This is a genomic window from Gordonia pseudamarae, assembly GCF_025273675.1.
Classification (GTDB): Bacteria; Actinomycetota; Actinomycetes; order Mycobacteriales; family Mycobacteriaceae; genus Gordonia; species Gordonia pseudamarae.
Genome location: NZ_CP045809.1, coordinates 3,366,279 through 3,379,769 on the forward strand (window position 1 = coordinate 3,366,279; position 13,491 = coordinate 3,379,769).

Sequence of the window (13,491 nt, forward strand, 5' to 3'; positions counted from 1 at the left end):
CATATCCGGCAGGTGCCGGCCGAACGTCTCGGCCGGCACTTCGTCGACCCCACCGGGTTGAACTCAACGAGATTCGGGCACAGCCTTGTTCGTCATATTCGTACGGCCCAGACCATCCACGCCGTCGATCAGCATCGCCAACCCCCAGCGCAGCGCGTCGTCGTCCCGGATCGCCTCACCCAGTTCATAGCCGATCAACAGGTACATCCCGGCCAGCCCTCGCGATCGCGCCTGGCCGGGGGGCAGTGACATCTGCCTGAACGACTCGACGACAACCTGTAGCCGTTCGTCATCGACACTGCGCTGCACCGCGGCCACCCGCTCGTCCGCAGCACTCCAGGCCCGGATCGCGGCCTCCGCACGGTGCGGCAGCCGAGCCGCACTTTCCAGCAGCAGTCTCAGCCGCACGATCGGATCAGGTTCTCGCACAACGATTCCTACGAGCCTGGTGGTCTGGTTGGCATGCCAGTGCTCAAGGAACTGGCCCGTGAAATCACGCCAGCTGTCGAAGTTGTGATAAAAGCCGCCGGTCGTCACTCCCACACGACCGCAGATCGCCGACAGTTTCAGGTTCGCGTGTCCCTGCTCGGCCAGGATGGCGTACGCGGCGTCGAAGTAGAGTTCGGCCGGACGCATGGCTCTGCCCATCTGTCGCATCCCTTTCCGCCCGTGGGCGCCGGCTCTCCGGCCACCGCACGAACCCCATTTGTTAATAGATATTCGAAAAGTCCTCGACAACGCCGACCGTAGCACCTAGACTGCGAGCCAGGTCGCATAACTTGAGTTATGTCGATGTCGGCAGCGTACCTCGATCGGTATCCGCCCGTCGGCACAGCCACCGACATGGCACCGCCCCTTTTCGAACAACCAGTCCACGCCCCCGAGGAGACTCCGATGACCACCGTCGCCGCACCGTCCCGCCCCGCCTACGACGAACTCTCCGTCTCGTCCCTTGACTTCTGGGCCGCGACGGCCGAGGAACGGGACAAGACCTTCAAGGTTCTGCGCGAGAACCGCCCGGTGAGCTGGCATCGTCCGCTCGACGGATCTCTCATGCCGCCGGAGAACGACGGCGTGTGGGTGGTGACCAGCCACGAGTTGGTACGGGAGGTCAGCCGCAAGGCGAAGATATTCTGTTCCGGACGGGGCTTCCAGTTCGAGGAAGTACCCGAGGACATCCTGACCGCAGCGGGTTCCTTCCTCGGCATGGACGATCCGCGCCACGCCAAGCTCCGACGGCTGGTGAGTACGGCGTTCACCCCCAAACAGATCGCCAAGATCCACGACCAGATCCGTAACCAGGCCAAGGTGATCGTCGACGATCTGCTGGCCGCCCCGGAGGGCGACTTCGTCTCTGCGGTTTCCAAGAAACTCCCGATGTGGACCATCTACGAGATGGTCGGGCTCGACGATCAGGAAGCGCGCGAACTGGCAGCGCACCACGCCGACGGCATGGTCTCCTGGGCCGATGAGGATGTCGCGGCGGGCCGCGAGCCGGGCGAGGTGCTCAACGACGCACTGGTCGGCCTGCTGGAGATCGGCTTCGACCTGGCCGATCAGCGCCGCATCAGTCCGCGCAATGACCTCATGACCAACCTCGTACAGGCCGAGGTCGACGGCGAACAACTCACCGACGAGGAGATCGCCTCGTTCTTCGTCCTCCTCTCGGTCGCCGGAAATGACACCACGCGCAATTCGATCACGCTGACCACCAAGACATTTCAAGGTTTTCCGGACCAGCGGGACCTCTTGCTCGCCGATTTCGACAACCGGATCGACGACGCGGTGGAGGAGTTTGTCCGTTTCGCCTCCCCGGTGATGACATTCCGGCGCACGGCGACTCAGGACGTCGAACTCGGCGGCCAGTTCATCCGGGAAGGCGACTGGGTCGCGATCATCTATTCCTCCGCCAATCGCGACTCGAAGGTCTTCGCCGATCCGGACCGGTTCGATATCACGCGAACGAACAACCCTCACCTGGGTTTCGGCGGTGGCGGCCCCCACAATTGCATGGGTAACTTCGTCGCGCGCTCCCAGCTTCGCGAGATCTTCCGCGAGCTGCTGCACCGTGCCCCGACCCTGCGTGTCGGTGAACCCGAGTACCTGACCGGCAACTTCGTCCGCGCCGTGAAGTCCATGCCCTACACGCTGTAAACAGCCCTACCCGCTGTAAACAGCCACACACGCCGTGAACAGCCACAGACGCTGAACACCAATCCCCCAACGCCATACAGGAGAGTCCATGACCCGGGCCACGACCCCATCGAAGAGGCAAACGAAGCCGGCTGCCGCGGTGGCAATCAGTCCCACCCCCGGCGCCGACACCGTCGTCGCCGACCTGCGCGCGGTGTACGCCACCCGGCGTACCCGGCCGCTGGCCTGGCGGCTGGCGCAGTTGGACGGCCTGGACCGGCTGCTGGCCGAGCAGGAACCGGCGATCGCCGAGGCCATGGCCGCCGACCTCGGGCGCAATGCCTATGACACGTGGTTCGGTGAGATCGTCGGCACCAAAGCCGAGATCGACATCGCGCGCAAGAACCTCAAGCGGTGGGTGCGCCCGCAGCGCCGGTCGCTGCCGCTGATCCAGCTGCCCGGCTCGGCCCGGGTGGAGTTCGAGCCGCTGGGCACGGTATTGATCATCGGTCCGTGGAACTATCCGGTGTTCCTGACCCTGTCGCCGCTCGTCGGCGCCGTCGCGGCCGGCAACACGGTGGTGATCAAGCCGTCCGAGCTGGCCCCGAAGACCTCTGAGCTGCTGGCCCGCATCCTGCCGCAGTACGTGGACGGCGAGGCCATCCGGGTGGTGGAGGGCGACGGCGCCGGCACTCAGGCCCTGCTCGCGCAGGGCTTCGATCACGCGCTGTTCACCGGCGGCACCGAGATCGGCAAGAAGATCATGGAGGGTGCGGCCAAGACGCTGACGCCGGTCACGCTGGAACTGGGCGGCAAGAGCCCGGTGGTGATCCTGTCCGACGCCGATCTGGAGGTCGCGGCCCGGCGCATCCTGTGGGTCAAGCTGCTCAATTCGGGCCAGACGTGTATCGCACCCGACTATATCCTGGTGGAGAATTCGGTCAAACCGGCGTTCATCGACGCATTGCGCAAGGTGCTCGCCGAACTGCGGGCCGGCGAACCCGACGCGCAGCGCATTGTCAACCAACGCCAGTTCGCTCGTCTGGCAGGCTATCTGGAGTCCACGTCGGGATCTGTGGTGACCGGCGGGTGCACCGACGCCGCGTCGATCTCCATCGAACCCACCATCATCGACGAACCCGCCCCGACCGATGCGGTGATGACCGAGGAGATCTTCGGCCCGATCCTCCCGGTCCTGGGTGTCGCGAATGCCGAGGCCGCGGTGGCATTCGTCAACAGCAGGCCGAAGCCGTTGGCGTTCTATGTGTTCACCCGGTCCAGGGCCACCGCCGACCGGCTGATCCGCGATGTCCCCTCGGGCGGCGCGGTGGTCAATCACGTGGCGATGCACTGCCTGGTGCCGAGCCTGCCGTTCGGCGGGGTGGGCGCGAGCGGCATGGGCACCTATCACGGCAGGTGGGGATTCGAGACGTTCAGCCACCGCAAGGCGGTCCTGACCAAGACCCAAAAGCCCGATCTGAGACTGCAGTACCCGCCGTACAGTGAGTTCGCGAAGAAGCTGCTACGACGCGTCCTCTGAGGCACGGCACGACACCGCAGGTAACACCACCTGCGGTGTTGTGCTGATCGTAGATTAGAATTCGGCGTATGCCGCCCCGGAAGCCCCGCCAGAGTCCGACGACCGACGAGTCCGCGTCCAAGTCCGAACGCACCCGCGCCAGGATTCTCGACGCCGCGGCCGAGGTACTCAGTCACAAGGGTTACGCCGGCATGCGTCTGACCGATGTGGCCCAGGTGGCCGAGATCCAGGCCCCGGCCATCTACTACTATTTCGACTCGCGCGAGGACCTCATCGAGGAGGTCATGTGGTTCGGGATCGCGGACATGCGTAAACACCTCACGGTGGTGCTCGATGCGCTGCCCGACGGCACCGACCCCATGGAGCGGATTCTGGTCGCGGTGGACACCCACCTGCGCCACGAACTGGAGATCTCCTCGTACACCACGGCGTCGATCCGCAATTCCGGGCAGACACCGGACTCTATCCGCAAGCGTCAGGTGAGCGAGGAGACCAAATACGGGCGCATTTGGCGCGAGCTCATCCGCGCCGCCCACGACGAAGGCGCGATCCGCCCCGATCTGGATCTCTACATCACCCAGATGCTGATCCTCGGGGCCCTGAACTGGGCGGCGGAATGGTGGAACCCGCGACGCGGGTCGGTGGAGAAGGTGGTCGCGACCACCCAGGACTTCGTCCGCAACGCACTGATGCCCCATCCTCAGGACGCCTGATCAGCCCGAGTTCCCTCCCCCGCACCGCCTCAACACCTCACCGGAGAACACCGGCAGGACCCGGCAGCCGCACGATGGCTGCCGGGCCCTGCCGGTGTTCTCCGGATCTGATCGAGCCGGTTTACGGATCCGACCCGGTCGCCCCCGGGATCCGACCGATCAGTGCACCAGATCGGCCTCACGGACACCGGTGCCGAGCGGGGTGTGTGCTCCGACAACGACCAGTTCGGGTTTCTCGGGATCGGCGGCGAGCTGGGCCCGTGCGGCCGGTCCGGCGTCGTCGATCATCTTGTCCCACAGCCGCTGCCGGCCGGCCTTGGTGTGCAGCACCCACGAGTAGAGGAACATGCGGCCCAGGTTCCAGTTCGGTGCGGGCTCGGTGTCCTTGCGGCCGACGAGCTTGTGCAGCACGAACATCCAGCCGACCATCATCACCATCATCACAGCGGCGGCCACCCAGCGAATCCAGGTGAACAGTGCCGAGTTGTGGACCAGGATGTGCACCCAGCCGACCCCGAAGTAGGCGACCATCATGCCGAACGGCGCGGACAGCAGGATCATCAGCTTGTAGTAGCCCTTGAGTCGCGGCACGGCGAACGCGAGGATGGCGCCGATGGTGACGAAGGACCCACCGTTGATGAATCCCCACCAGTACGGGAAGCCGAACACCTCGAAGGGCTGAACACCGTAGTACTCGTACACGCCGAGGTTGATACCGATCGTCTCCATCACGGCATCGGTGATGATGCCCATTCCGAGCAGCATCACGAAATGCTTGCGGTGCGCGCCATTGCGAATTACGAAGTAGCAGAAATACGCTTCCAGACCCAAGAACGCGACATAACACAGCGGAATCAGCGCCGGTACCGTGATACCGAAGTTGGTGAAGGCCGGAATGAGGTTGTTGGCCCAGTGCAGGTGGCCGAGCAGGTCCAGCATCGGCTCAAGCAGGCTACAGATCAGACCACTGCCGATCACCAACAGCGGCACCCAGTTACGGCTCTTGGCCGCGGCATTGACCGCCCACGGCAGCGCGAAGATGACCACGGCGGCCCCGGCGATGAAGAAGAAAGCGATCTCCTGAGCCGAACCCACGCTGAAATTGCTGGGGTGCGGCTCCATATTGGGCGGCCACCCCTCTTCCGTGACCAGTGGCCACGCACTGTCGGCCAGATTCAGAATATTACTCACGGTATGTCACCTCTCAGATGAAGAGCGGAGCGAAAACGAACATCTGTGTACCGCGTCACACTAGCATTTGCCAAACACTGTGTACAGCACTTTTTGAAGTAACAGTAGAAAGTGTGGCTATGGCGTGAAGCCCGGTACTCTCGTCGAACGTGGCCGATACAGTGCGCACCCGCGGAAAACAGCGTTCCCTCGACGACAGCGAGGGAACGATCGCCGAGGACATCTACACCGCGACGCTTCGGCTGATGGAGACGACGCCCTACCCCGAGATCAGCGTCGCGCAGATCCTCACGGGCGCAAACATCTCCCGCACCACGTTCTACGCGTACTTCTCATCCAAACCCGCGGTACTGCGTAGGCTGCTCGAACGCGCGATGGACGATATCTTCGCCACGGTCACGCCGTTCCTGCGCAACGAAGGGCGGGATCGGCCGTCACCCGAAGCCGAATCGCCGGAGCCGGTGGGACGCGCCCTCGAACGCAGCATCCGATCGGTGGCCCACAGCTGGCACACACACCGCACCGTCCTGCGGTCGGTCGCGCTCCAGTGGCCCACCGACCCGGACCTTCGCGAGGTCTGGCTGGCCATCGCCGAGCGCTTCATCGACGCCGGCGCGCGTGAGATCGAACGCGAACAGGCCGCCGGTGTCATCGCCTCGCCCCTGCCCGGACGCACCCTGGCGACCACCCTCTTCTGGGGAACCGAACGCGTCCTGCACATCGCCGGGCTCGGTGTCGATCCGGCGTTGCCCGACGAGGAATCCGCGGTCGACGCACTCATCACGATGTGGCGCGGTACCCTCTACGGCGATTCCGGGCCGGTCCGGGAGAAGCGATAGTGGCTTCGCGGAAAACCCGCAAAGCCACCATCTATCTATGTGACCACAGGATCTATGTGATCGCGCGATCTACTTGACTGCGCGATCTACTTGACTGCGCGATCTACTTGACTGCGGCGTCAACACCGCCGACATCGGTAATCAGCCACTTCCTGGACCGATCGACCGTCACGGTGTAGCTGGCCGTCGACTGCACCCCGTCCGGGGCCTGCGCGTTCTTGGTGTTCACGCTGACGAACGCCGCGACGACAAAGATGTCGCCGTCCTGACTCTTCACCTTCGCCGACACCGGCGCCGAGGTCGACTTCCACTGCAGCGGCACGATGACCTGCTCCATCGCCGTGGCCGCATCAGTGAGTTTCGTAGCCAGTTCCTTGGATGTGCCCGCGGTCAGTCGCTTGTTCCACGCGGCCAGATCGTTGTAGTCCATCTGCGCGGCGCCGGTGGCGTAGTCCAGCGCCACCTTCTCGGCGTGGACTGTATCGGCCGCGTCGGATCTCATCGTGTCGATCGTGCCGCCCCGGTCGGTGACCACGTAGCTGAGCACACCCACGGCAACCGCGAGGACAACAACCAGCGCGCCCAGTACGAGCGTCGTCGCACCGATGCGGAACGAGCGCGGCGCCCGGTCCGGCTTCGTCGCGGCGCGTCGCGATTGTGTCCGCTTTCCGGGTCCGCCCTTCGTGCTCTCGTCCGCAGCACCCTCGTCCGCCGGGACGGTTGCATTGTCCCGCGCGTCCGTGTTGCTGTCATCCTTGGTGCCGCCGTCGTGCGTGCTCTCGTCGCGCGTGCTCTCGGCGTGACTGTTGTCGTCGTGTTCGGTCGACTCCATGTCGGCTTCGCCTTCGCCTTCGCCTATATCGATGGTCACTTCCGTTTTCCTCTCGCTCCTGGCTCCACGCCTGTGCGGCCGAAGGTCAGCCCGCCACCGTGACGACCAGACCGTTTCCGTCTCCCGCGGTGGCCAATGCCGTGCGCATCAGGTCACCGAGATCAACGGTCCGCAGTGTGGCGGCGCTCGCGGTCACCGCGGGTGAGACGGCCTCACCCAGAATCTTCAGGTCCGGGGCGGATCGATCCAGGAACCGCTGAATGTTGGTCAGCAACGGTCCGGCCTGATTGTTCAGCGAGTCCGGGGCGTAGGTGGAGACGATGAATCCGTCCTTGCCGTCCCGGCTGGTCGGTCTGCTCTTGCCGCCCTCGGTGACGAACAGGGCCAGGCCGTCGGCGAACCCGGCGAACGGTTTCCCGGCTGCCGCCATCGCGTCGCTCACCTCGGCGCCCTTGATGAGCAGCGGCTGGAACCGGTCGAGCAACTCGGTCAGCGAACCGCGCGTGGTGATGATCGTCGCTTCCAGAAGAGCACTGGCATTGGCGATGTCGCCGAGCAGTTCGCGGTCGGGCACCAGACCGGTGTTGGCCTCGTCGATGATCGTGCGGACCTTCTTCTCGTTGACCTGCTCGAGCAGCCGGGTGAACCGTGCCGACAGTTCGTCGATGGTCGTGGGTACCTCAACACTCGAGGCCGCCAGGCGTACCCCGTCGGACAGTTCCGGTCCGCCGGCGCCGCGCGGGGTGATCCCCAGATAGGTCTCGCCGAGTGCCGACAGATTGTCGACCCGGAACCCGGAGTTCGCGGGAATCGTGTACTTCTCCTTGTAGTTCCACTCGACGGCGACTCCGGTCACCGACGGTTCGACCTTGGTCACCTTGCCGACGGGAACACCTCGGTACAGCACACGCGATCCGACCACCAGGCCGTTGGTCTCGCGCAGTTCCAGGTTCGCCGTTCGCACACCGTGGTTGTCGGTGACGCTCAGGCCGACCGAGCCGAGATAGAGGATCGACACGGCCATCAACGCCAGCATCGCCAGCACCGACAGTCCGGTCCGCATCCCGGATGCGGTGATCGCCTTGACCCTGTTCATCGCACCGCTCCCAGCATCTTGAGCAGCCGGACCATGTCGGTGATCACGTTCTGCCCCTCGGGGGTCCGCAACGACACAATATCCAGGCCTGGTTTCTTCATGAACGGCTGCAGATTCTCGGTGAGGAACTTCCGGATCAGCGCGTCGTTCTCCCCGATCGCCGTCCCCACACCCACCAATGTGTCGGCGGTGTCGTTGAGCGAGTCCAGCATCGGTACCAGCCAGAAGCCGCCCTCGAACACGCTGCCGATACTCGGCAGAACGATGCCGATATTGCCGAACAACCGCGACATCTGGTCCCAGTAGTGCATGCCGGCCGGGTTGAACATCTCCTCGATCTTCGGCAGGCGCGGGATCACCGTCTTGCTCGTGTCGTTCAAACCCTTTATCAGGGTGTCGATCCGGGAAGTGTCCCGGGCCACGCTCCTGAGGTCGACGGCCGCGATGTTGGCCACCCGCTGTGTTTGCTTGATCTCGGGCAGGGCGGCGTTGACCGAACGAATGACGTCCTGCATGTCCTGAATGCTGCCCGCGTTCACGAAGTTCGCCAGGACGACGAGAGTGTCCTCGAGCGCCGGCGGCGAGATCGTGCCGGCCAGCGGAATGGTGCTCTCGGCCAGCTCCGGACCTGTGCCCGATGCCCGGATCGACACGTACGGATCGCCCAGGACGGTGCTCTGCCGGATGGCGGCCGTCGCATCGGCGGAGATCCGTACGTCGTCGACGGTGGCGGTCACATCGACGTAGCCGCGGCGCAGCACCACATCCTTCACCGATCCCACGCGCAGCCCGTTGAGGGTGACATCGGCGCCCTCGGGCATGTTCAAGGTGTTGGTGAACTGCAGTGTGAGCGTCTTGCCGCCGCCCGACGAGCGGATCGACGATGCCATGTCCGAGGGGTTGAGCGAACATCCGCTGAATGCGGCGATCATCGCGGCTGCGGCCACGAATCCCCAGATGCGTCCGAGGCCTCGCACGCGGCGTGGCCTGTCTGCGCTCGGTCTCATCGCACGCCTCCCGCCACCAGCAGATCCAGCGCATCAACCCGCACCAGTCTGCTCGAATTTTGTTCCGGAACACACGATCCCGCGCGCGCCCTGTTCAGGCCGCGGCAGAACGTCTTGGGCGCCGAGGTCTGAACCCGGATCTGCGGGACAGCGATGCTGATCCCCGCACCCTTGTTCTTCACCGTGACCAGCGAGGCCGTGGTGGCCAGGACCGGCAGTGACTGGAGCGCTCGGCTGATCTTGCCCGACTGTGTCGCGGCGACGTGGATGCTCGGCGGGGCACCGTCGAGGAAGTCGTACAGTTCTTTTCCGTAGCGTGGCTCGAACTTGTAGATCGCCAGGAGTACGGGTTGCATTCCGTAGATCATGTGTACCGCACCCGGCCACAGGATGTCGGCACCGACCTGGGCCGCCGGCGCCAGTTTGGTGATGATCGAGGCCACGTCGGACCACTGGTTCAGGACGTCTGTGGTCAACGGTGCCGTATTGAGAATGATCGAACCGATGTCGGAGATGGTCGATTCAGGGTTCTTCGCCGCTCTCCCCGCGGTTTTCATCAGATTCGCCAGGGTCGGTCCGGTACCGTCGAGCGCTTGGGCCAGCTCATTGATCGAGCCCTCCACCGCGCGGGTGTCGCCGTCCGGGGCGATCGCGTCGATCAGATCGGCCGCCGAGCCGGTGATCTGGGAAATGCTTTTCGGTGTGTACGAGTCCTGGACCGAAATGCAGGCATCCGGTGCCAGCCTCGCTCCGGCGGAATCGCCTACCAGTTCCAGCGATCGGTCGGCGAGGATCGACTTGGACCGGGTGACCGCCTTGACGTCGGCGGGCACCGACCAGCGCGTTTCCATACTGAACTGCACCCGCACCGCGTCCGGATACGGCTTGATCGAGGTGATCTTGCCGACCTGATATCCCATCCGGGTGACGGCGTTCCCGACGTACAGGCCGATGGTGTCGGGCAGCATCGCGCAGAACCCGGTCCGTTGCGAGGAGTTGTTGCGCCCGGACATCACGATCATCGACACCACGGTGGCCGGCACACAGATCAGTGCGAGCAGTGTGATCCATGATTTTTTCGCCATCAGCAGGTCCTTCCCGGTACCGGCAGGCACATGGCCGACGCGTCGATCACGAACTGGTCACTCGATTTGTGTTTTCCGTCGCCCACCAGCCGCATGAGCTGATCGCGCATCGGTTCGAGCCTGTCGATCACCGATTGCGTCGAGGTTTCCAGCCGCTTGGCCAGGTCTCGCAGGCCGACGACGCCGTTGTCGAACTCGTACTCGTGATTGAGGTAGAACTGCGTGAGCACACCGAGCCGCTCCAGGACGCCGCCGAGTTGGCGGAACGCCTCGGAGAACCCGTAGCGATACGTATAGTACTGCGACAGTGCCACATTCACCTTGCGGACCAGTTCCATCACAAAGTCTCGACTCTTGGCAAAGGTGCCCGTGTACTGACCGGCCATCGACAGGATCGACTCGACCTGTCCCTTCTGCCGGTCCATGATCGTGGCCACCGTCTGCAGTCCGTCCATGGCGTTGCGGAAGGCGGCGGTGTTGCGTCCGACGCCGTCGGCCACCTGGACCATCGATTGATCGACCGGCGCTCCGGTCACATTGTCGGTCACCCTGGGCAGTTCCTGGAGGATGTCGGCGACGGTGTAGGGCACGGTCACCCGGTCGGGTGTGATCGTGCGGCTGTCCTGCGACACCGGGCCCGAGGGCTGGAGCGCGACGAAGTAGCCGCCGACAGCGGTCAGCAGTTGCACCTTCACCCGAGTGCGGTTGCCCACCCGGACCGTGTCGTCGAGTTCGACGGTCACCTTGACGTCCTTGTCCCGCAGTTCGACCGAACTCACCTTGCCCACCGAGATACCGGCGACCCGCACGTCTTCTCCGCCGGTGACCGCGGCCGCGTCGCGGGTGGTGAATGTGACGCTCTGGCGGCCGGGCGGGGCCAGGTAGAAGTACGACACCCCCGCGACGACGATGGCGATCACCGCCACCACCAGCGCTCCGGCGAGCAGATCGTTGTTCGTCAGACGCTCCTGGAACCTTCTCATGCGCGACATACGACCGCCCCACTGCCGTTCACCAGAATCTGGCCTAGCTCGGGCAAGGGCAGTTCTCCTTTGGAACATTTGTTGGTCTTCTCCGACGCGATCGCCGGCAATTGCATGCTCTCCACGACGCTCGGGAACAGGTCCATCGACTTCCACATGTTGTTGATATCGGGGAATGCCCGGGCCAGTTCCTGATCCAGATCGGTGGTGGTCTGCAATCCGATCGCGGCCATCAGCTGGTTGAGCACCGTCATCAGGGGCGGACCGTACTTGTCGGCCTTGCGGAACTCGTCGAGCACGGTCAGCACCGAATCGATCGGCACCTCGATCTCCTTGAGGAACTGCAGGATCTGCGGCGAGGTTCCGCCCAGACTGTCCGAGATCCGCGCCATGTTGCCGACGAGGGTGGAGATCGTCTTCTCACGGTTCGCGGTGTATCGGCTCAGTTCGTCGACGCTCTTGAGCAGCGGGGCCAACCCACTTCCGTCCCCTTGCAGCACCGTCAGCGCGTTGTTGGAGAAGTCGTTGATCTCCTCCGGGCTCAGTGTCTGCAGAACCGGTTGCAGGCCGTTGAACAGTTCGGTGACATCGAACGAGGACACCGTGTTCGCCGTGGGCAGGTGCCGCACCCGCTCGCCGCGACCGTCGGCGCCGGTCACGTCGAGGTACCGGACGCCGGAGAGGTTGGCGTAGCGCACGGCGGCCTTGGACTCGGTGGTCAGCGAGTGATCCTGGTTCACGGTGAACTCGACCTTGGCCACCGCCGAGTTGTCATCGGTCTGTTGTAGTTCGACTCCGGTGACCTTGCCGACCTTGACGCCGCGGATACGGACGTCGGCGTTGGGCCGCAACCCGGTGGCATCGGTGAAGTCGGCACTGTACTCGCGGGTCGAGCCGCTGTACGGGGCGGTGATCCCGTTGGCGATCACGAAGTACAGGACGAGGGCGGCCAGCGCGGCGACGATCAGCTTCCACAGCGGCCGGATGACGCGGATGCTTCCCGCCAGTTGCCCGCCCATCAGCGACCCGCCTTGATCGGCAGGCCGATGACCGGCCCGGCGAACGATGGCAGCTGCTCGATGGCCAGGTTGACCTTGAGATTCCTGCCTCCGTCACGGCCGGGGCCGAATGCCCCGTTGAGCCGGGTCATCAGATCCCGCACGGTCGTGGTGGTCACTGTCCCCTCCCCGATCGCCGGCAGCACCGTGCCTACCTCCTTGATGATGTTCACCCAGGGCAGCAGGTTTGCCTCGTTGGATTTGAGCAACCTGCCCACCATGGAGAAGAAGTTGTCCGAGATCGCCTGCAATGTGTTGGTGAAGTTGTTCTGCACCGTGTCGCCCGAGAGCCGGATGTCGCTGTCGTAGAAGGACGTCAGGCCCGCGAGCGCCCCGTCGGCGAACGGTGGCAGCGCGGTGACTATGTCGTTGTATCGGTCGAGCAGATAGGCCGGGGTGTGCGCCTGCGTCTTGGCCACCACGTCGGCGAACACCACACCGGTGTGCATCAGCGGCTCGAACGCCTTGCTGTAGGACAGCATTCGTTCGATCACCGTGATCGTCTCATCCACCAGCGTGCCGTTGGCCACATCCGAACCCCGCTCGATCATCGTCGCCATCGAGTAGTCGGCCGCGTCCCGGCGCTCCACCCGTGCCCCGTCCCGCAGCGGCGCGGCCCGGCCGCTTCCCGGGTCGGTGATGGTGATCCCGGTGATCCCGAAGTAGTTCTTCGGCCGGAAGTCCACCGCGAAGTCCTCGCCCATTCCCTCGACCAGACGTTTGCTCAGTTCGACGGTGACGCGGGAGCTGCCGTCCTCGTTGACCTTGAGATGACTGACCCGGCCCACGGCCGCACCCCGCAGCATCACCTCGGTACCGTGTTCGACGCCCGACCCCACGGCCGCGGTGTTGATGTCCACCGTCATCAGATCCTTGTTCTTCGGGGTGATCGCGGGAATCACGAAGGCGAACAGCAGCGCCACGGCAATCGCGACGATCACCCCGATCAGCCCGGTCTTTCGCATCGTCGCCCGGCGCGCATGGTCGGAACCGACCAGAAATCCTGAGACCATC

13 protein-coding genes are annotated in these 13,491 nt (G+C 64.4%); 4 read left to right on the plus strand and 9 right to left on the minus strand.

Going from position 1 to position 13,491, the window contains the following annotated elements; genetic code table 11:
* Positions 1–63: 63 nt before the first annotated feature.
* A complete protein-coding gene (locus GII31_RS14870) occupies positions 64–648 on the minus strand; it encodes a TetR/AcrR family transcriptional regulator (protein ID WP_213244190.1) in 585 nt (194 codons plus the stop codon).
* 246 nt (positions 649–894) lie between these two features.
* Here GII31_RS14870 and GII31_RS14875 point away from each other — a divergent pair, with 246 nt between their 5' ends.
* From GII31_RS14875 to GII31_RS14885, 3 genes are all read left to right on the plus strand, one after another.
* Positions 895–2,154: a cytochrome P450 gene (locus tag GII31_RS14875; protein WP_213244191.1), complete on the plus strand. Its 1,260-nt coding sequence runs from the start codon at positions 895–897 to the stop codon at positions 2,152–2,154.
* Between the two features lie 88 nt (positions 2,155–2,242).
* Positions 2,243–3,673: an aldehyde dehydrogenase family protein gene (locus GII31_RS14880; protein ID WP_213244192.1), complete on the plus strand. Its 1,431-nt coding sequence runs from the start codon at positions 2,243–2,245 to the stop codon at positions 3,671–3,673.
* Positions 3,674–3,741: 68 nt separating this feature from the next.
* On the plus strand, positions 3,742–4,386 hold the full coding sequence (locus GII31_RS14885) for a TetR/AcrR family transcriptional regulator (protein ID WP_213244193.1): 645 nt from the start codon (positions 3,742–3,744) through the stop codon (positions 4,384–4,386).
* 159 nt (positions 4,387–4,545) lie between these two features.
* Here GII31_RS14885 and GII31_RS14890 read toward each other — a convergent pair whose 3' ends face one another.
* Positions 4,546–5,508 carry a hypothetical protein gene (locus GII31_RS14890; RefSeq protein WP_213250488.1) on the minus strand — a complete coding sequence of 321 codons (963 nt, stop codon included), beginning with the start codon at positions 5,506–5,508 and terminating at the stop codon, positions 4,546–4,548.
* A 218-nt stretch (positions 5,509–5,726) separates the two neighbouring features.
* Between GII31_RS14890 and GII31_RS14895 the strand changes: the two genes are divergently transcribed.
* Positions 5,727–6,416 carry a TetR/AcrR family transcriptional regulator gene (locus GII31_RS14895; RefSeq protein WP_260840008.1) on the plus strand — a complete coding sequence of 230 codons (690 nt, stop codon included), beginning with the start codon at positions 5,727–5,729 and terminating at the stop codon, positions 6,414–6,416.
* Between the two features lie 103 nt (positions 6,417–6,519).
* Here the strand turns inward: GII31_RS14895 and GII31_RS14900 are convergent, their stop codons facing one another.
* The 7 genes from GII31_RS14900 to GII31_RS14930 are packed head-to-tail and all read right to left on the minus strand — an operon-like array spanning position 6,520 to position 13,490.
* A complete protein-coding gene (locus tag GII31_RS14900) occupies positions 6,520–7,287 on the minus strand; it encodes a hypothetical protein (RefSeq protein ID WP_213244194.1) in 768 nt (255 codons plus the stop codon).
* A 46-nt stretch (positions 7,288–7,333) separates the two neighbouring features.
* Positions 7,334–8,344 (minus strand): MlaD family protein, encoded by a 1,011-nt coding sequence (locus tag GII31_RS14905; protein WP_213244195.1) that lies wholly within the window; start codon positions 8,342–8,344, stop codon positions 7,334–7,336.
* A complete protein-coding gene (locus GII31_RS14910) occupies positions 8,341–9,351 on the minus strand; it encodes an MlaD family protein (protein WP_213244196.1) in 1,011 nt (336 codons plus the stop codon). Before GII31_RS14910 ends, GII31_RS14905 begins: the two co-directional genes overlap by 4 nt.
* A complete protein-coding gene (locus GII31_RS14915) occupies positions 9,348–10,436 on the minus strand; it encodes an MlaD family protein (RefSeq protein WP_260840009.1) in 1,089 nt (362 codons plus the stop codon). The genes GII31_RS14910 and GII31_RS14915 overlap by 4 nt, the downstream gene beginning before the upstream one ends.
* Positions 10,436–11,419 (minus strand): MlaD family protein, encoded by a 984-nt coding sequence (locus GII31_RS14920; RefSeq protein WP_213244198.1) that lies wholly within the window; start codon positions 11,417–11,419, stop codon positions 10,436–10,438. The genes GII31_RS14915 and GII31_RS14920 overlap by 1 nt, the downstream gene beginning before the upstream one ends.
* The gene (locus GII31_RS14925; protein WP_213244199.1) at positions 11,416–12,438 is read right to left on the minus strand and encodes an MlaD family protein; all 1,023 of its coding nucleotides are present in this window, start codon (positions 12,436–12,438) and stop codon (positions 11,416–11,418) included. Before GII31_RS14925 ends, GII31_RS14920 begins: the two co-directional genes overlap by 4 nt.
* A complete protein-coding gene (locus tag GII31_RS14930) occupies positions 12,438–13,490 on the minus strand; it encodes an MlaD family protein (RefSeq protein ID WP_213244200.1) in 1,053 nt (350 codons plus the stop codon). Before GII31_RS14930 ends, GII31_RS14925 begins: the two co-directional genes overlap by 1 nt.
* Position 13,491 lies beyond the last annotated feature (1 nt).

Excerpts from the sequence above, each read along its gene's own strand:
- GII31_RS14870 (WP_213244190.1), bottom strand. The coding sequence starts at position 648 with ATGGGCAGAGCCATGCGTCCGGCCGAACTCTACTTCGACGCCGCGTAC.
- GII31_RS14920 (WP_213244198.1), bottom strand. The coding sequence starts at position 11,419 with ATGAGAAGGTTCCAGGAGCGTCTGACGAACAACGATCTGCTCGCCGGA.
- GII31_RS14925 (WP_213244199.1), bottom strand. The coding sequence starts at position 12,438 with ATGGGCGGGCAACTGGCGGGAAGCATCCGCGTCATCCGGCCGCTGTGG.
- GII31_RS14875 (WP_213244191.1), top strand. The coding sequence starts at position 895 with ATGACCACCGTCGCCGCACCGTCCCGCCCCGCCTACGACGAACTCTCC.
- GII31_RS14905 (WP_213244195.1), bottom strand. The coding sequence starts at position 8,344 with ATGAACAGGGTCAAGGCGATCACCGCATCCGGGATGCGGACCGGACTG.
- GII31_RS14930 (WP_213244200.1), bottom strand. The coding sequence starts at position 13,490 with ATGGTCTCAGGATTTCTGGTCGGTTCCGACCATGCGCGCCGGGCGACG.
- GII31_RS14890 (WP_213250488.1), bottom strand. The coding sequence starts at position 5,508 with ATGGAGCCGCACCCCAGCAATTTCAGCGTGGGTTCGGCTCAGGAGATC.
- GII31_RS14910 (WP_213244196.1), bottom strand. The coding sequence starts at position 9,351 with ATGAGACCGAGCGCAGACAGGCCACGCCGCGTGCGAGGCCTCGGACGC.
- GII31_RS14915 (WP_260840009.1), bottom strand. The coding sequence starts at position 10,436 with ATGGCGAAAAAATCATGGATCACACTGCTCGCACTGATCTGTGTGCCG.
- GII31_RS14885 (WP_213244193.1), top strand. The coding sequence starts at position 3,742 with ATGCCGCCCCGGAAGCCCCGCCAGAGTCCGACGACCGACGAGTCCGCG.
- GII31_RS14880 (WP_213244192.1), top strand. The coding sequence starts at position 2,243 with ATGACCCGGGCCACGACCCCATCGAAGAGGCAAACGAAGCCGGCTGCC.